The organism is Mesorhizobium sp. CC13, assembly GCF_039907765.1.
GTDB lineage: Bacteria > Pseudomonadota > Alphaproteobacteria > Rhizobiales > Rhizobiaceae > Aminobacter.
Map to the genome: position 1 here is coordinate 250,180 of NZ_JARDJI010000004.1, position 17,484 is coordinate 267,663.

Sequence of the window (17,484 nt, forward strand, 5' to 3'; positions counted from 1 at the left end):
CGGCACGAAGAGGCTTTGCCTCGAACCCAGGGAGGAGGAAACACAATGAAACATCTGATCTCAGCACTTCTGCTCGGCACGACGGCGATTACCGTGCCGGCCAAGGCCGACACGCTCGACATCGTCAAGCAGCGCGGCACCGTCACCTGCGGCGTCAGCCAGGGCGTCGCGGGCTTCTCGGCGCCTGACGACGCCGGCAAGTGGTCGGGCTTCGACATCGACATCTGCCGCGCCGTGGCGGCTGCCGTGCTCGGCGATGCCGAGAAGGTCAGCTACGTGCCGCTGTCGACCAAGGAGCGTTTCACCGCCGTGCAGTCGGGATCCGTCGACCTTCTGTCGCGCCAGACCACCTGGACGCTGTCGCGCGATTCCAGCCTCGGCCTGCGTTTCGTCGGCACCGCCTATTATGACGGCCAGGGCTTCATGGTGCGCAAGGACCTCGGCGTCGACAGCGCCCTGAAGCTGTCGGGCGCCACCGTCTGCACCGAGCAGGGCACCACGACCGAGCAGAACGTCGCCGACTATTTCAGCGCCAACAAGCTGAAATACGAGCCGGTCGTCATCGATTCCGCCGACGGCATCATCAAGGCCTTCGACACCGGCCGCTGCGACGTCTACACCACCGACGCTTCCGCGCTTTATGCGCAGCGCCTCAAGCTCGCCAATCCGGCCAACTACACCGTGCTGCCCGAGATCATCTCCAAGGAGCCGCTTGGACCGGCCGTGCGCCAGGGCGACGACAAGTGGTTCAGCATCGTCCGCTGGACGCTGTTCGCGCTGATCGAGGCCGAAGAGCTCGGCATCACCAAGGACAACGCCGAAGCCGGCCTCACCTCGGCCAACCCGGCCATCAAGCGCTTCCTCGGCGCCGATGGCGACAGCGGCCAGCAGCTCGGCCTCGATCCGCGCTGGGCCTACAATGTCGTCTCCAAGGTCGGCAACTACGGCGAAATCTTCGAGCGCAATCTCGGCCAGTCGAGCCAGCTCAAGATCGACCGCGGCATCAACGCCCAATGGAATGCCGGCGGGCTGATGTACGCCCCGCCGGTGCGCTGAACCCCTCGCATGAAAAAGCCGCGGCACCTCGTGCCGCGGCTTTCCACTTTCATCCGGTCAGTTGACGGCGGCGATGTTGCCCAGGCGGATGAACAGCGTCTCGCCCGAGGAGTCGTCGACGCCGTCATTGTCGGTCACCACGAAGGCCTGGCCGTCCTTGTCGATTGCAAAACCCTCGACCTTGTCGACGACGTAACCATTGGTCGCCGCCTTGAGGTCGGGCATGAGGTCGCGCACCAGCGTCTTTGCGACCACCGGCAGCTCGCCGCCGAGCTTGGCCGGCTTGAAGCCGTCGAGCGCCACTGCATAGACGCGCTTGATCCCGGCTTCCTGGCCGATCAGGTTGTCGCGCTCGACGACATAGAGCTTGCCGTCATGGGCGGTGATCTCCGACAGGCCGACCCAGCCTTTCTCGCTGGCGTCGAGCGGATAGCGCACCGCCGACCACTCCTTGTCCTTGGGCTTGTAGGCGACGAGCTTGACCTGGCCCTTGGGGTCGTCGCCCCATTCGCGCTGCACGGCCGTGACGAGCATGAGTTCGTCGCCTTCGCCGATGGTGGTGATGCCTTCGAGGCCGTAGCGGGTCTCGCCGGCGAGCAGTTCCGCCGGGAAGGCGATCTCCTCCTTGATCGCGCCCTTGGCGTCGACCTTGTAGACGGCGTGCGGCACGAGCTTGTCGCTGCGGCCTTCCGAGGCCAGCCAGAAGCCGTCCTTGCCGTCGGAGACGATGCCTTCGAGGTCGAGCTTCTGCGCCGGGGCGCCGTCGCGGGTGACCACGGTCCTGGCCGAGATCACGGCAGGGGTCCTGGTCGTGTCGATGGTGTAGATCGACGGCTGCGAGCGGTAGACCGAATCGGACACGGCATAGAGCCTGCCGCTCTCCTTCGGGTCGGCGGCGAGGCCCGAAAGCGCGCCCCAGCCGAGCGGCGTGCCGTCCTCGCCGAAGCTCGACACGATCTGCGGATAGGCGGCATCGCCTTCGCCGCGCTCATAGACCATCACGTGCGAGCGGGCGAGGCCGTCCTCGACCAGGTCGGTCTCGTTGGCGGTGACGAGCAGGTTGCGCTGCGGGATCGCCACCAGCCCTTCCGGGCCGATGCCCGAGGGCAAGAGCTGCAGGAACTCCGGCTCCTTGCCGGTGTCCTTGTAGACGCCGACCAGCGAGGCGCGCTCGGCCGCGACGAAGATCAGCTTCTGGTCGCCGAAGCTCGCGACCTCGATGCCTTCGGGCTCGATGCCCTTCTTGTTGCGGTGGTCCGGATAGTGGCCGGCCGCCGCCGCCTGGTACTCGAAGGCCGGACCGGATTCGTAGAGCACCTCGCCCGCCTTGGAGAAGATGGTGAAGCCGCGGGCGCCGCCCTTGTAGTCGCCCTCGTTGGCGACGACGAGGCGGTCGTCGTCCAGCCACTTCACGGCATCGGGCTCGCGTGGAGAATTCTCGACCTTGCCGGTGAAGCCGATCGCCCCGTCCTTCTTGGTGTCGACCTTCTCGAGCGTCACTTCGCCGGCCGAGAAATGCGATACGATCTTGGCGGTCGCGGCGTCGACGATGGCGACGTGGTTGTTCTCCTGCAGCGTGACGGCGATCTCGCCCTTGTCGTTGAAGGAAACGAATTCCGGCTCCGGATCCTCCGGCGCCACCATGGCGATGCCGGTGAGGTCGACGGTATTGATCGTGGCGCAGTCGGGCGTGCCGTCCGTGAGCGCCACGATCTTCAGGTTGCCGGCCGGCAGCTGCGGCAGCTCGCCGTCGTTGAGTTCCTCGTCGCGCTCGTTCTCGATGGCGATGGCCAGGTACTTGCCGTCCTTGCTGAGCGCCACCGAATCGGGCTGGCCGCCGAGATCGCAGCTGGCGTCGATCTTCTTGGAGGCGAGGTCGATGACGGTGAGGTTGCCCGACGGCTGCTGCTTGCTCTTCGAGGTGTTGACCCCGGCGAGAACCTTGGCGCCGGCGATGACGACCGAGGTCGGCTCGCCCTCGATCTTGACGATGCCGGCGGCCTTCGGCGCCTTGGCGTCGGTGATGTCGACGAAACCGACCGCGCCCAGCGGGCTGTCGGAATAGACCAGCGTCATGCCGTCCTGGCTGGCCGTGACGATCTCGGACGAGGTCGGCGTCGCCGGGTCGATGTCGGCCGGCAGGTTCCGCGCGACCGGGAAGGTGGCGATGCGGTTGAACGTTTCAGCCGCGTGGGCCGGGATCGCCGCCGACGCCGCGAGAGTGGCGGTCAGAAGCAGGAGCTTGCGGGGCATCATGCCCGAAATGTCGCCTGACATGGAAAACCTCTTTGCCTGAACGGATTCTGCGGATTCCGTTTGGGCGAGCGAGATTTCAGCACGATGACGGCTGCACGACGGTTTGGTGACAACCCAGAGCCCAGAGCAATTCGAGGAAAAGTGCGTAGCGGTTTTCCGTCCGGAATTGCGTAAGAACAAAGCGATAGAGCCTTTCCGCGATTCGAAGAAAAGCGGACAGGCTCTAGGCTTCGGTCGAGACGCTGAGTTCGACCCGGTCGGCGACGAAGCGCGTTTCGGCATACTGGATCGGCACGCCGTCGGCATCGACATTGACGGCGACTGCGACCAGCACGATGGCGCCGGCCGACAGCTTGAGATCGGCGAGGTCGGCCGCGTCGGCATGGCGCGCCGACACCAGGGTGGACTTGCGGAAATAGTCCTCGATGCCATAGCGCTGGAAGGCGAGCGTGATCGAGCCCGTCTCTGCATAGGCCTCGGCATATCCGGGAAAACGTTCGGCATCGAACCAGCTGGTGGCGCGCGACACCGGGCGGTCGTCGGCTTCGCTCAGCGTCTCCAGCCGGACCACCGGCGCGCCTTCTGTCAGGCCGAGCCCTTCGGCGACGCGCTTGGTCGCCGGCTCCACCGCATGGGAGAGCAACAGGCTACGCCTGTCGCGCGTCTGGCTGCGCACGCCGGTGGAGAAGCGCGTCCGCGCCGAGATCGGGTAGGACAGTTTCTGCCGGCTTTCGACGAATGTGCCCCGGCCCTGCTCTGCCCTCAACACGCCCTCCTGCACCAGCGCCGCGATGGCGCTGCGCAGCGTGTGTCGGTTGACTCCGAAACGCTCGGACAGGACCATTTCCGGCGGCAGCTTGCCGTCGGCGCCCAGCGTGCCAGCTGATATCGCCTGCCTGACCTGGTCGGCGATCTGGCGCCACAGCGCCACGCCGCTCTTGCGCGTCACCGCCTGTTCCTGTTCCTGCCCGCTCAAATTCACCGTCCCTGTCATGCGCCCGTCACGGAGCCTCTCTACAAGCCCATTGTATGTTGTTCGGTTGTATAGAACAATAGACAAATACGAAGTGGAGCGGCAATCGAGATGGACCGACGGCAAGAACGAGAACTGGAAGCGCAGCGGAAAGCGGCCATGGCGGCGCTCGCTTTGGCGCCCGTGCATGAGTTGAAGCGGCTGTGCGCGGAGGCAGGCATTTCCAGTGAGGCCGAAATGCTGCGCGGGCCCGAGACCGGCCTCGTGTCGGTGCGCGGCCGCATCGGCGGCGGCGGCGCGCCCTTCAACTTCGGCGAGGCGACGGTGACCCGCGCCACGGTGCGTCTGCCCTCGGGCGAGATCGGCCATTCCTATGCGCTCGGCCGCGACAAGGAAAAGGCCAGGCTGTCGGCCATCGCCGACGCGCTCTGGCAGAACCCGGCGCGCCGCGCCGAGATCGAGGTCAAGATTCTCGCCACCCTGCGCGCCGCCCAGGTCGAGGCCGATGCCACCAGGCGCGCCGAGACGGCAGCCACCAAGGTCGACTTCTTCACCATGGTTCGCGGAGAAGACTGATGGAACAGCTCGACGTCATCGACGGCGGTTTCGCCGCCCCCGTATTCGACGCCCAGGCGGTGTTTCGCGCCGTCATGGACGCCATGGCGCGCCCCGGCACGGTCCAGCCGGTCGTTGCCCTCGCCCAGCCGCCTGCGCCGCTGTCGGCAACCGCAGGTGCGGTGGCCCTCACCCTGTGCGACCACGACACGCCGCTGTGGCTCGACACCCCGCTCCAGGTCTCGGCGGCGGCAAGGTCCTGGCTCGCCTTCCACAGCGGCGCGCCGCTGGCCCCAACGCCGGCGGACGCGCATTTCGCCCTCGTCGCCAATCCGGCGACGCTGATCGCGCTCGAGAATTTTGCGCAAGGGACCCAGGAATATCCAGATCGCTCGACCACGCTGATCCTGCAGGTGGAAAGCCTGACGGCGGGCGAACCGCTGGAACTCAAAGGCCCCGGAATCGAGACGACCGCAATGATCGCGCCGACGCCGCTGCCGCGCCATTTCGTCGAGCAGTGGAAGCAGAACGGCGCACGCTTCCCGCGCGGCACGGACCTCATCCTGGCCGCACCCGACGCGGTCGCCTGCCTGCCCCGCACCACACGCATAAAGATGATGGAGGCCTGACATGTATGTTGCAGTCAAAGGCGGCGAGGCAGCCATTGCCAACGCGCACCGCCTGCTCGCCGACCGCCGCCGCGGCGACCGTTCGGTGCCGGCTCTGCGCCTCGACCAGATCGTCGAGCAGCTGGCGCTCGGCGTCGACCGCGTCATGTCGGAAGGCTCCCTCTACGACCGCGAGCTGGCGGCACTCGCCATCGTGCAGTCGCGCGGCGACCTGATCGAAGCGATCTTCCTCGTCCGCGCCTACCGCACCACCCTGCCGCGCTTCGGCTACACCAGGCCGATCGACACCGCCGCCATGCAGGTCGAGCGCCGCGTCTCGGCCACCTACAAGGACCTGCCCGGCGGCCAGCTGCTCGGCCCGACCTTCGACTACACCCACCGCCTGCTCGACCCCGAACTCGCCAACGACCCTGCCATCGCCGAGCCCGAGCAACGCGAGGGCGACGGCCAGCGCATGGCGCGCGTGTCCGAGATCCTCGCCCATGAGGGCCTGATCGAGGCCGACGGCGAGCTGCCCGAGGATCATATCACCGGCGACATCACCCGCGAACCGCTGGAGTTCCCGATGGAACGGGACATCCGCCTGCAGGCGCTGTCGCGCGGCGACGAGGGTTTTCTCCTCGCGCTCGGCTATTCGACCCAGCGCGGCTATGGCCGCAGCCATCCCTTCGTCGGCGAGGTCCGCATCGGCGAGGTCGAGCTGGAGCTCGACGTGCCGGAACTGCCCTTCCCCGTCACGCTCGGTCGCATCCGCGTCACCGAGTGCCAGATGGTCAATCAGTTCAAGGGCTCGGCCAAGGCGCCACCGCAGTTCACCCGCGGCTACGGACTGGTCTTCGGCCAGTCAGAGCGCAAGGCGATGGCGATGGCGCTGTGCGACCGCGCGCTACGCGCAGGCGAGCTGGGCGAAGACATCACCGCGCCCGCGCAGGACGAGGAGTTCGTCATCTCGCACTCCGACAACGTCCAGGCCACCGGCTTCGTCGAGCACCTGAAGCTGCCGCACTATGTCGACTTCCAGGCCGAACTCGACCTCGTCCGCCGCATGCGCGGCGAACACGAGAAGCGCAACCAGACATCAGAAGCAGAACAGCGGGAGGCGGCGGAATGAGCGCCTACCCACTGGATGCGGCCCTACGCAGCGTCGCGCACCGAAATCACGATGTCCTTGCCGAGCAGCGCGAGCGCCGCTTCGAGCGCCTGGACCTTGGTCGGATGATCAGGATCAAGGATGCGGCGAGCCTCCCCCTCTGCCTTGCCCAGCAGACGTCCAAAGTCCGACTTCGACATGCCACTGGCACGAAACGCTTCGATCACGGCCAGCTTCAACGCCGTGGTGGCGCTGACCGGAATTGCCACCAGTCCCTTGCGCTTGGCGATCGGCGCCGGAAGCGGCCGGTTGAGAGCCAGATAGCCGCGCAGGGCGAAACCAAGCGCCTCTGCCGCGCTGGAGCGTGCCTCGGCCAAATCGTCTCCGAAGGTGATCGCCTCGGGGACATCCGGGAAGGTTACGATGTACCCACCATCGGGATCCGCCTGAAAATCGGCAGCAAAGACGTATTCCATGTCCGTTTCCTTAGCTGCAGCAGCCGTAGGCAGTACAAGAGGCAAATCGAGCCGTCATTCGATGCCGAGTTGCCTCTTCACGAGCGCCACGTAACCGGGTTTGAGCTCTCCCGACTTGCCCGCTTTGAGCATGGTGAAACGGTCGCCAAAGACAACCCGGTAGTGGGATCCCTTGCCATGGTCCTGAAGCACTTCGAAGTGCTTTCCGGTCTTCCGTGCCAAAGCCCGAAGCTCCCGGATCAGAGCCTCCCGTTTCATCCATCGCATCCCCTCGCCGCAAGCAAATTCGCACATTTTTGTACGGATCGCAAGCGCAAGGAGGGTCGCAACGCCGAGAGGCGCTGTGCAACGGCCAGGAAGTCCAGATCATGACTGACATCGCAACCTACAACTTCGCCTATCTCGACGAGCAGACCAAAAGGATGATCCGCCGGGCGATCCTCAAGGGCATCGCCATTCCCGGCTACCAGGTGCCGTTCGCCAGCCGCGAAATGCCGATGCCCTATGGCTGGGGCACCGGCGGCGTGCAGGTGACGGCCTCGATCATCGGCCCCGACGACGTGCTCAAGGTCATCGACCAGGGCGCCGACGACACCACCAACGCGGTCTCGATCCGCGCCTTCTTCCAGAAGGTCGCCGACATCGCCGTCACCACCGAGACGGCACGCGCGACCATCATCCAGACCCGCCACCGCATCCCCGAGCATCCGCTGACCGAGGGCCAGACGCTGGTCTACCAGGTGCCGATCCCCGAGCCGCTGCGCTTCCTCGAGCCGCGCGAGACCGAAACCCGCAAGATGCACGCGCTCGAGGAATACGGCCTGATGCACGTCAAGCTCTACGAGGACATCGCCAGGCACGGCCGCATCGCCACGACCTACGCCTATCCGGTCAAGGTCGAGGGGCGCTACGTGATGGACCCCTCGCCGACGCCGAAGTTCGACAATCCGAAGATGCACATGTCGCCGGCGCTCCAGCTGTTCGGCGCCGGCCGCGAAAAGCGCATCTACGCCGTGCCGCCCTTCACCGAGGTCGTCAGCCTCGACTTCGAGGACCATCCTTTCGAGATCCAGAGCTTCGACCAGCCCTGCGCCCTTTGCGGGGCCGAGCAGGTCTATCTCGACGAGGTCATCCTCGACGATCACGGCGGGCACATGTTCGTCTGTTCCGACACCGACCATTGCGAGACGCGCCGCAAGGACGGGCATGTCGGGCATCTGAATCCCGAAACGTCGAGCTGCCCCTCATCCCCTGCCGGACCTTCTCCCCGTAAGAACGGGGAGAAGGAGGAGGCTCCAACGTCCATGCCCCCCCTCTCCCCGTTCTGCACGGGGAGAGGGTAAGGGTGAGGGGCAGCGCGGCGCCGAAGAGACCAGAAAGGAGATTTCAAAGTGACCGACGAACCGCTGCTGCGCGTCACGGCGCTGTCCAAATATTACGGCTCGCGCATCGGCTGCGAGGACATCTCCTTCGACCTCTGGCCGGGCGAAGTGCTGGCCGTTGTCGGCGAGTCCGGCTCGGGCAAGACCACCCTGCTCAACTGCCTGGCAACCCGCCTGCTGCCGACGTCGGGCACCGCCAGCTACCGCATGCGCGACGGCCAGTGGCGCGACCTCTACCGCATGAGCGAGGCCGAACGCCGCTTCCTGATGCGCACCGACTGGGGTTTTGTTCACCAGAACCCGGCCGACGGCCTGCGCATGACGGTTTCCGCCGGCGCCAATGTCGGCGAGCGGCTGATGGCCGTCGGCAACCGCCACTACGGCAACATCCGCGGAACCGCCATCGACTGGCTGTCCCGCGTCGAGATCGGCGAGGAGCGGATCGATGATGAACCTCGCGCCTTCTCCGGCGGCATGCGCCAGCGCCTGCAGATCGCCCGCAACCTCGTCACCGGCCCCAGGCTGGTGTTCATGGACGAGCCGACCGGCGGCCTCGACGTGTCGGTGCAGGCGCGCCTGCTCGACCTGTTGCGCGGGCTTGTGACCGATCTCGGCCTGGCTGCCATAATCGTCACCCACGACCTCGCCGTCGCCCGGCTCCTGTCGCAGCGCATGATGGTGATGAAGGACGGCCATGTCGTGGAAAGCGGTCTCACCGACCGCGTGCTCGACGACCCGCGCGCGCCCTACACCCAGCTCCTCGTTTCCTCGATCCTTCAGGTGTGACAATGGCAACGCCACTCATCGTCTCCGAGGTCGCCAAGGCCTTCACCATGCACCTGCGCGGCGGCATCCGGCTGCCCGTGGTCGCCAACGTCTCATTCTCGGTCCGCGCGGGCGAATGCGCCGTGCTCGGCGGCCCCTCGGGCGCCGGCAAGAGCTCGATCCTGAAGATGGTCTACGGCAACTACGGCGTCGACCAGGGCCAGATCATCGTCGAGCACCGCGGCCAGCTGGTCGATCTCGCCACCGCCAACCCGCGCACGGTGCTGGCGGTTCGCCGCGACACCATCGGCTATGTCAGCCAGTTCCTGCGCACGGTGCCGCGCGTTTCGGCGCTCGACGTCGTCGCCGAGCCGCTGCTCGCCCGCGGCACCGCCCGCGACGAGGCCAATGCCCGCGCCTCCGACCTGCTCGGCCGGCTGAACCTGCCCGAGCGCCTGTGGAGCCTGCCGCCGGCCACCTTCTCCGGCGGCGAGCAGCAACGCGTCAACATCGCCCGCGGCTTCATCACCGACCATCCGCTGCTCCTGCTCGACGAGCCGACGGCCTCGCTCGACGCCACCAACCGCGAGGTCGTGATCGGCCTGATCGAGGAGAAGAAGCTGAGGGGCACAGCCCTGCTCGGCATCTTCCACGATGCCGATGTGCGCGAGGCGGTCGCCGACCGCATCGTCGACGTCACCGCCTTCGCCGCCGGAAAGGTTGCAGCATGAGCCGCAAGCTGTCCGAACAGCCCTGGATCCATCCGACCGCCGAGGTGACGCAGTCGACACTCGGCCGCTGGACCGAGGTGTCCGAGCGCACCCGCATCGGCGAAAGCTCGCTCGGCGACTATTCCTACGTCATGCAGGACTGCAGCCTGTGGTGCACCACGGTGGGCAAGTTCGCCAACATCGCAGCAAGCGTCCGCTGCAACGCCACCAATCACCCGACCTGGCGGCCGACGCTGCACCACTTCACCTACCGCGCCTCCGACTATTGGGAGGATGCCGAGCACGAGACCGAGTTCTTCGAATGGCGCCGCTCGAATGCAGTGACCATCGGCCACGATACCTGGCTCGGCCACGGCTCGACGGTGCTGCCCGGCATCACCGTCGGCGACGGTGCGGCGGTCGGCTCGGGCGCCGTCGTCACCAAGGACGTCGCACCCTACACCATCGTCGCCGGCGTGCCGGCCAAGCCGCTGCGCGAGCGCTTCGACCGCAGGACGGCGGAGCGTTTCCAGGCGCTGGCTTGGTGGGACTGGGATCATGCCAGGCTACGGACGGCGCTCGATGACTTCCGCAATCTCTCGGCCGAAGAGTTCCTCGAGAAGCACGGCGGGTAACTTAAGTTCCTGCTGCCCCTCACCCTTACCCTCTCCCCGTGAAAGACGGGGAGAGGGAGGCGTCAACGTTGCGGACAGCCCCCTTCTCCCCGCCTGCGGGGAGAAGGTCCCGGCAGGGGGATGAGGGGCCAGGTCGCGGGTGCTCAGGTCTGCTGGATCGCCGAACGCTTCCAGGCGCTCGCCTGGTGGGACTGGGACCATGCCAGGCTGCGCACCGCGCTCGACGATTTTCGCAACCTCTCGGCGGAAGAATTTCTGGAAAAGCACGGCGGCTGACAGGGCAATCGCCGATACCCCCACCCCTACCCCCTCCCCACAAGGGGGAGGGGTACTTTGCCGCACCACCGTCCGGTGCCAAGACTTGGAGCTGCGGGCATCCTGACGAATGCAATGCCGCCGCTCCGGCTGTTCTTCTTGGCCGCATTCGCGACGCCAGACACGACCGTCTGGCTGCAAAATGCTGTCGATGATTTTGGCCGGCGACGGCGGAGAATTTGTCCCCCTCCCCCTTGTGGGGAGGGGCTAGGGGTGGGGGTACAAGTCGCCCAAGCCCTACGCCTGCTGGATCGCCGAGAGCTGCCAGTCGCCGCCGTTCTGGCGGACGAAGGTCCAGAGTTCGGTCGTCTCCGTCGGCTCGTTCTCATCGCCGTCCACCAGAGCGCCGGTCGTCCGGTTGCGGGTCACGTCGATCGACTGATAGTTGAGCGCGGCCGTCGCATAGTCGCGGTCGCCCTCGTTCCACGCCTCGGCGATGTCGGCCTGCAGCAGCTGCACGTCGGTCACGTCGTTGCGCACGCCGTCCTGGGCGTTCTCGGCCAGTTCCTCGGAGAGGTACGAAACCATCTCCGGCGTCAGCAGCCGGCGCAGCGCCTTGTGGTCTTCGCGGCCGAAGGCCTCCTGCACCTCGGTCAGCATGCGCTGGAAGGTGTCCAGGTCGCCCTGGTTGACCTCGATCTCCCTCGTCGCCCGCTGCTGCGCGGCCGAGCCCAGCCCGCCGCCGATGTTGGGGATGTTGAAGGCGCGCTTGCCCTCCTCGCGCGGTGCAGCGTCGCGATAGTTGAAGTTGCCGCCGCCGGCCGGGCCGCCGGCCATTGCCGGGCCGGAGTTGCGCGCCGGCTGCGAGCGGAACAGGCGTAAGGCCAGCCAGATGGCGCCGCCGATGAGCAGCACCTGCAAGAGCATGCCGAACATGCCGGCGAGACCGCCGAAGCCCTGGCCGAGCAGCATGCCGATCAGGCCACCCATAAGCAGGCCGCCCAGCATCGAGCGGCCGAAGCCGTTCATGAAGCCGGGCCGCTGCGGCTGCATGGCCGTGCCCGGCCGCGCGGCGCTGTTCGGCGTCGCCTGGCCGGTGTTCGGCGTCATCGACCGCTCGGTGGGCGCGGTCGGCTGCGGCGCGGTGCGCGTCGGCGGCGCCGACTGGAAGGTGCGCGTGCCGCGGCTGCCGAAGCTGCCGTTGCGGCGGGCATCGGCCTGGTCGACCGCGACCATGGAAAAGGCGAGGAACAGGCCCGCGAAAAGGGTGGCGAGGCGGGTCGTTCGGGACAGTTTCATCGGCGGATCCTCAAGTGACGTCGGCTCTCATATAATGACTAACAAACGTAGTGACAGGGTTGCCACTTCAAGTTTTTGCGAAGTCTCGGCGAATTCGACCAAAGCGTTGAAACGACTCTGCCTTTGCAGGCCGCGCCTCGCCGCCGACGGCGGCCGGACCGGCATCTCCGGCCGTCACCACGAGGCGCCTTCCCGGGCCGCATTTTTCCGCCGCGTCCCTGTGTCTCGTAACAGAACTGACATGATCCCGACATTTCAGCTTCATCTGATGGGTCTAGGCCGATCCCGGACAAGGGCGAAAAGCCCGCTGGGACAGGGAAGCCACGATGCTCGAAATCCGCAACGTCACGCGCCGCTTCGGCAAGAATGTCGCCGTGAACGGTGTCAACCTTCAGATCAAGCAGGGCCAGATGGTCGGCATCATCGGCCGTTCCGGCGCCGGCAAGTCGACCTTGCTCAAGACCATCAACCGCCTGATCGACCCCAGCGAGGGCTCGATCTCCTTCGACGGCACCGAAGTGTCGTCGCTGCGCGGTCCGCAGCTCCGCCGCTGGCAGCGCGACTGCGCCATGATCTTCCAGCAGTTCAACCTGGTGCCGCGCCTCGACGTGCTGACCAACGTGCTGCTCGGCCGCCTCAACCACCGCTCGACCGGGCTCAACCTGCTCGGCATCTTCTCCCGCGAGGAGCGCATCCGCGCGATCGCCGCCCTCGAGCGCCTCGACATCGCCCGCACCGCCCTGCAGCCGGCGGGCACGCTGTCGGGCGGCCAGCAGCAGCGCGTCGCCATCGCGCGCGCCCTGATGCAGGAACCCAAACTGATCCTCGCCGACGAGCCGATCGCCTCGCTCGACCCGCTCAACGCCAAGGTGGTGATGGACGCTCTCCAGGACATCAACCTGCGCGAGGGCATCACCGTCATCACCAACCTGCACACGCTCGACACCGCCCGCACCTACTGCAACCGCATCATCGGCATGCAGGGCGGCGCGGTCGTCTTCGACGGCGCGCCCGAGGATCTCACCATCGAGGCCGTCCGCCTCGTATACGGTGCCGACGCCGATGGCGCAGAGATTTCCGAAGCCATCACCTCGACCAGCATCCGCCCGGCCAAGGTCAGGGTTCCCGCATCCGCCGCCCCTCTCGAACCGGCATACGCCCCGGTCTGAGGCCATCAGCGGTCGTCTCGCCCGCGTCAAGGGCCGGCATTCAGCAACCGAAAATGACCCGGCATGCCGCCGGGCCGAACTGGAGACATGTGATGTTCAAGAAAGCACTTCTGGGTGCCGTTTCGCTCGCCGTGCTGGCGATCGGTTCGGCCCATGCCGCAGACCTCAAGGAATTCCGCATCGGCCTGATCGGCGGCGAAAACGAAGCCGACCGCCTGCGCAACTTCCAGTGCCTCGTCGACCAGCTGCCCAAGGCCATCGGCGTCGAGAAGGTGTCGCTGTTCCCGGCCGCCGACTATGACGGCACCATCCAGGGCCTGCTCGGCGGCACGCTCGACTACGCCGAGCTCGGCGCTTCGGGCTACGCCAAGATCTACCTGCAAAACAAGGACGCGGTCGAGCCGATCCTGACCACCGTCCAGACCGACGGCGCCACCGGCTACTATTCGATCATGGTCGCCAGGAAGGACTCGGGCATCACCAAGCTCGAAGACCTCAAGGGCAAGAAGCTCGGCTTCGCCGATCCGGACTCGACCTCGGGCTACCTGATCCCGGTCACCTCGCTGCCCAAGGACCTCGGCGGCACCGCCGTCAAGGACTACTTCGGCGAGACCGGCTTCGGCGGCGGCCATGAGAACCTCGTCCTCGAAGTGCTCAAGGGCACCTTCGACGCCGGCACCACCTTCGGCTCGGGCGTCGGCGAGTTCAAGGACGGCTACACCTCGGGCAACCTCAAGAAGATGGTCGACAAGGGCATCCTCGACATGGACGACCTAGTCGAGGTCTGGAAGTCGCCGCTGATCCCGAACGGCCCGATCGTCGTCCGCACCTCGCTCGACGCCGACATCAAGACCAAGTTCAAGGACTACATGATGAAGCTGCCGCAGACCGACCCGGCCTGCTTCTCGGCCATCCAGGGCGGCGACTTCAAGGGTTTCACCGAAGTCACGCCTGAGTTCTACCAGCCTGTGATCGACGCCCGTAAGGCGCAGATCGGCAGCTAAGCCGCACGGCGACACGGACGCGCCGCGCGAGCGCCGCGGCGCGTCCTTTTTCATCCGGGATCGGACGGAACCTTCATGACAATGCCCCTCACGGAAGCCGGCCTCGCGGTCGAGCGCCACTGGCGCGAACTCGCCAGCCGTCGCCGCCTGCACACCATCGGCGGCCTCATCCTGCTGTTCCTCGCCCTTTCCGGCTCGCTCTGGTTCGCCAACGACAGCAATGCCGGTAAATTCTTCGACCGGCTGCCGCATTTCTTCGACTTCGTCGACCAGCTGATACCGCGCGACGGCTTCGAGGTCTGGCGCGCCATGTTCGACCTGCCCTCGCCCTATGCCGACGGCAGCCTGAAGTTCGACTACCCCGAAGGCCGGGTCTATCTGATCGGCTCGGTCTACATGCCCGAATACGTCTACAAGATGCTGGAGACGATCAACATCGCGCTCGTCTCGACGCTGATCGGGTTCGCCTTCGGCTTCCTGCTCTGCTTCCTCGCTGCGTCCAACCTCGTCACCCAGCGCTGGCTGCGCTTCTTCGTCCGCCGCTTCCTCGAAATCCTGCGCGCCTTCCCCGAGATCGTCATCGCCGGCTTCTTCCTCGCCGTGCTCTCCATGGGCGCGATCCCGGCGATCATTGCGGTCTCCCTGCACACCGTCGGCGCGCTGGGAAAACTGTTCTTCGAAGTGGTCGAGAATGCCGACATGAAGGCCGATGAGGGCCTGCGCGCCGTCGGCGGCAACTGGCCCGAGCGCGTCTGGTTCGGCATCGTGCCGCAGGTCATGCCCAACTTCCTGAGCTACGCGCTGCTGCGCCTCGAGATCAACGTCCGCGCCTCGACCATCATCGGCGCCGTCGGCGGCGGCGGCATCGGCGAGGCGCTGCGCCTGTCGATCAGCCGCAACCACGAGGCCAAGACCATCGCCATCATCCTCCTCCTGTTCTGCACCATCGTCGCGGTCGACCAGTTCTCGGCCTGGCTGCGCAAGAAGCTGGTCGGCGAACAGGCCTTCGCCTTCGGTCGCGGAGAATAATCATGACCACCCTTTCCATGGCCGACATGCAGGCCATCGCCGGCCGCCATCCCGGCGTCTTCTCCGGCTCCTGGCGCAAGAGCCTGATCGGCTGGGCCATAGGCTGCGGCATCGTCGCCTACCTCGTCTTCGCCTGGTGGTTCTTCTCGGTCGGCACAGTCCTTGCCGGCGGCAACTGGGGCATCGCCGGCACCTACCTGGCCGACTGGGTGAGCTACGAGGTCCGGCCGCAGGTGAGCTTCAAGGACGGCCGCCTCGACGTCGGCTACCCGCGCTTCTCGTCCTACCGCGCCGACCGCCACCCCGACTGGCTCGACATCACCCGGCCGGCCGGCGCTGCAACCGCCGCCAACAAGGCTCCGGCCGACCGCGTCGTCGCCCATATCGGCTCGGGCACCGCAATCGACATCGCGCCCGAGCGTGTCGTCGTCACCCATGGCGGCGAAACGCTCGACGTGACCGTCACGCCGCGCCAGGGCATTGCGGTCGTCGGCGCCCTGCCCGCCTGGGCGGCGCAGAAGGCGCCAGGCGAGAAGATCGTCGCCGATTTCGGCTTCGCCGGCGGCGTCCAGATCGACGAGGACGACGTCAAGATCCGCCACCGCTTCCTCGGCTGGGAGAACTTCTTCTTCGACGCCAACTCGCCCTTCTGGGGCAAGCCCTTCGCCGAGGTCGCCTCGCTGGCCGTCTCCGGCGAACGGCTCGATCCGGGCATGTCGAATGCGGCACTTGCCTGGAACAACATCGTCAACAACGCCGAATGGCAGCATGGCGACGTCTGGCTGAAGCTTGCCCAGACCATCGTCATGGCCTTCGTCGGCACGCTGTTCGCCAGCCTGCTCGCCTTCCCGCTGGCCTTCATGGCCGCCCGCAACATCACCCGCAACCGCCTGGTCAACCAGGTCGCCAAGCGCTTCTTCGACTTCCTGCGCTCGGTCGACATGCTGATCTGGGCGCTGTTTTTCACCCGCGCCTTCGGCCCCGGCCCCATCGCCGGCATGTCGGCGATCTTCTTCACCGACACCGGCACCTTCGGCAAGCTCTACTCCGAGGCGCTGGAGAACATCGACGACAAGCAGCGCGAGGGCATGCGCTCGGTCGGCGCCTCGCCGGCCTCGGTGCAGCGCTACGGCGTGGTGCCGCAAGTGCTGCCGGTGCTCGTCAGCCAGTCGCTCTACTTCTGGGAATCGAACACCCGCTCGGCCACCATCATCGGCGCCGTCGGCGCCGGCGGCATCGGCCTCAAGCTGTGGGAAGCCATGCGCACCAATTCCGACTGGGAGAACGTCGCCTACATGGTGCTGCTGATCCTGGTCGTGGTGTTCATCTTCGACAATATTTCCACGGCGTTGCGCCACCGCCTGATCGGGGGCAAGTCCAGCCACTGAACTTTTTGGGCCGGCCCTTGCAAAGCCAAGAATGTCGGCCACTACTTCGTCAAACTGTCACGCAAATCATCTATCGGGCCTTCGTCTCCAAGGAAGAATCGCGCCATGCGCTACGCCATCTATTTCACGCCCGAGCATGACGATCCGCTGTGCCGCGTCGCGGCCGGCTGGCTCGGGCGCGATGCCTTCGGCGGCGCGGCCACGCCCGCAAAGGCCCATGGCGAACTGTCGGCGGCCGAGGTCGCCTTCCACACCGCGGCCGCCCGCCGCTACGGCTTCCATGCCACGCTGAAGGCGCCGTTCCGGCTTGCCGACGGCGTGAGCGAACAGATGCTGGTCGACGCCGTCGACGCCTTCGCGGCGCAAACCCTTCCCTTCGACATTCCGCGCCTGGAGCTCGCCCAGATCGACGGCTTCTTCGCCCTCGTCCCGACGGAGACCCCGCCCGAGCTCGACCGTTTCGCCGGCGACGTGGTCAGAGCCTTCGAGCCGCATCGCGCGCCGCTGACCGACGCCGAGCTCGCCCGCCGCAATCCCGACGCGCTCGGCCCGCAGGAGTGCCGCTACCTCAGCCAGTGGGGCTACCCTTACGTCTTCGACGCCTTCCGTTTCCACATGACCCTGACCGGTCGCGTCGCCTCCGAGGAGGTGCTGCGCGTCCGCGCCGCAATCGAACACTGCCTGGGCAACGTGCTCGACAGGCCGGTGTCCGTCGCCGGGCTCGCCGTCTTCGTCGAGCCGACCGCCGGTGCCCCCTTCGAGGTGCTGAGCTACCACGCTTTGGGCAGGCAAGCCGAAAGAAAGACCGCCTGA

At 66.6% G+C, this 17,484-nt stretch carries 17 protein-coding genes and 2 pseudogenes; 14 read left to right on the forward strand and 5 right to left on the reverse strand.

Features of this window, described 5'->3' with window-relative positions; translation table 11 throughout:
* The first annotated feature begins 45 nt into the window (after positions 1–45).
* Positions 46–1,056 carry an amino acid ABC transporter substrate-binding protein gene (locus PV773_RS09095; RefSeq protein ID WP_347966041.1) on the forward strand — a complete coding sequence of 337 codons (1,011 nt, stop codon included), beginning with the start codon at positions 46–48 and terminating at the stop codon, positions 1,054–1,056.
* Between the two features lie 57 nt (positions 1,057–1,113).
* Here the strand turns inward: PV773_RS09095 and PV773_RS09100 are convergent, their stop codons facing one another.
* Together PV773_RS09100 and phnF are read right to left on the reverse strand one after the other, a co-directional pair.
* Positions 1,114–3,309 (reverse strand): esterase-like activity of phytase family protein, encoded by a 2,196-nt coding sequence (locus tag PV773_RS09100; protein ID WP_347966088.1) that lies wholly within the window; start codon positions 3,307–3,309, stop codon positions 1,114–1,116.
* 226 nt (positions 3,310–3,535) lie between these two features.
* Positions 3,536–4,306, reverse strand: coding sequence for a phosphonate metabolism transcriptional regulator PhnF (phnF, locus tag PV773_RS09105; protein ID WP_347966042.1), 771 nt, complete (start codon positions 4,304–4,306; stop codon positions 3,536–3,538).
* A 90-nt stretch (positions 4,307–4,396) separates the two neighbouring features.
* Here phnF and phnG point away from each other — a divergent pair, with 90 nt between their 5' ends.
* From phnG to PV773_RS09120, 3 genes are read left to right on the forward strand one after another with little or no spacing between them, the layout of a single operon-like run.
* Positions 4,397–4,861 carry a phosphonate C-P lyase system protein PhnG gene (gene phnG, locus PV773_RS09110; protein WP_347966043.1) on the forward strand — a complete coding sequence of 155 codons (465 nt, stop codon included), beginning with the start codon at positions 4,397–4,399 and terminating at the stop codon, positions 4,859–4,861.
* Entirely contained in the window at positions 4,861–5,469 is a 609-nt protein-coding gene (phnH, locus tag PV773_RS09115; protein WP_347966044.1) for a phosphonate C-P lyase system protein PhnH, read from the forward strand. The genes phnG and phnH overlap by 1 nt, the downstream gene beginning before the upstream one ends.
* Position 5,470: 1 nt before the next feature.
* Entirely contained in the window at positions 5,471–6,580 is a 1,110-nt protein-coding gene (locus tag PV773_RS09120; protein WP_347966045.1) for a carbon-phosphorus lyase complex subunit PhnI, read from the forward strand.
* Between the two features lie 23 nt (positions 6,581–6,603).
* Here PV773_RS09120 and PV773_RS09125 read toward each other — a convergent pair whose 3' ends face one another.
* Positions 6,604–7,035: a type II toxin-antitoxin system HicB family antitoxin gene (locus tag PV773_RS09125; RefSeq protein WP_347966046.1), complete on the reverse strand. Its 432-nt coding sequence runs from the start codon at positions 7,033–7,035 to the stop codon at positions 6,604–6,606.
* A 54-nt stretch (positions 7,036–7,089) separates the two neighbouring features.
* The gene (locus tag PV773_RS09130) at positions 7,090–7,293 is read right to left on the reverse strand and encodes a hypothetical protein (RefSeq protein WP_347966047.1); all 204 of its coding nucleotides are present in this window, start codon (positions 7,291–7,293) and stop codon (positions 7,090–7,092) included.
* Between the two features lie 110 nt (positions 7,294–7,403).
* On the opposite strand from PV773_RS09130, the pseudogene PV773_RS09135 reads away from it, so the two are divergent.
* The 5 genes and pseudogenes from PV773_RS09135 to PV773_RS09155 all read left to right on the forward strand — a co-directional run.
* Positions 7,404–8,264: pseudogene (locus PV773_RS09135) on the forward strand (alpha-D-ribose 1-methylphosphonate 5-phosphate C-P-lyase PhnJ); the annotation flags it as partial.
* Between the two features lie 162 nt (positions 8,265–8,426).
* Complete coding sequence (phnK, locus tag PV773_RS09140) at positions 8,427–9,203, forward strand: phosphonate C-P lyase system protein PhnK (protein ID WP_347966048.1); 777 nt, start codon at positions 8,427–8,429, stop codon at positions 9,201–9,203.
* 2 nt (positions 9,204–9,205) lie between these two features.
* The gene (gene phnL, locus PV773_RS09145) at positions 9,206–9,913 is read left to right on the forward strand and encodes a phosphonate C-P lyase system protein PhnL (RefSeq protein ID WP_347966049.1); all 708 of its coding nucleotides are present in this window, start codon (positions 9,206–9,208) and stop codon (positions 9,911–9,913) included.
* On the forward strand, positions 9,910–10,527 hold the full coding sequence (locus PV773_RS09150; protein ID WP_347966050.1) for a DapH/DapD/GlmU-related protein: 618 nt from the start codon (positions 9,910–9,912) through the stop codon (positions 10,525–10,527). The genes phnL and PV773_RS09150 overlap by 4 nt, the downstream gene beginning before the upstream one ends.
* Before the next feature lie 159 nt (positions 10,528–10,686).
* A pseudogene (locus PV773_RS09155) lies at positions 10,687–10,803 on the forward strand (acetyltransferase); the annotation flags it as partial.
* 276 nt (positions 10,804–11,079) lie between these two features.
* Here the strand turns inward: PV773_RS09155 and PV773_RS09160 are convergent.
* Positions 11,080–12,081, reverse strand: coding sequence for a Tim44 domain-containing protein (locus PV773_RS09160; protein WP_347966051.1), 1,002 nt, complete (start codon positions 12,079–12,081; stop codon positions 11,080–11,082).
* 326 nt (positions 12,082–12,407) lie between these two features.
* Between PV773_RS09160 and phnC the strand changes: the two genes are divergently transcribed.
* The 5 genes from phnC (at position 12,408) to PV773_RS09185 (ending at position 17,484) form a co-directional block, all read left to right on the forward strand.
* Positions 12,408–13,250 (forward strand): phosphonate ABC transporter ATP-binding protein, encoded by an 843-nt coding sequence (phnC, locus tag PV773_RS09165; RefSeq protein ID WP_347966052.1) that lies wholly within the window; start codon positions 12,408–12,410, stop codon positions 13,248–13,250.
* Positions 13,251–13,342: 92 nt separating this feature from the next.
* Positions 13,343–14,254, forward strand: coding sequence for a phosphonate ABC transporter substrate-binding protein (phnD, locus tag PV773_RS09170; RefSeq protein ID WP_347966053.1), 912 nt, complete (start codon positions 13,343–13,345; stop codon positions 14,252–14,254).
* A gap of 75 nt (positions 14,255–14,329) precedes the next feature.
* Entirely contained in the window at positions 14,330–15,283 is a 954-nt protein-coding gene (gene phnE / locus PV773_RS09175; RefSeq protein WP_347966054.1) for a phosphonate ABC transporter, permease protein PhnE, read from the forward strand.
* 2 nt (positions 15,284–15,285) lie between these two features.
* Positions 15,286–16,671 carry a phosphonate ABC transporter, permease protein PhnE gene (gene phnE, locus PV773_RS09180; protein WP_347966055.1) on the forward strand — a complete coding sequence of 462 codons (1,386 nt, stop codon included), beginning with the start codon at positions 15,286–15,288 and terminating at the stop codon, positions 16,669–16,671.
* Positions 16,672–16,776: 105 nt separating this feature from the next.
* The gene (locus PV773_RS09185; protein WP_347966056.1) at positions 16,777–17,484 is read left to right on the forward strand and encodes a DUF1045 domain-containing protein; all 708 of its coding nucleotides are present in this window, start codon (positions 16,777–16,779) and stop codon (positions 17,482–17,484) included.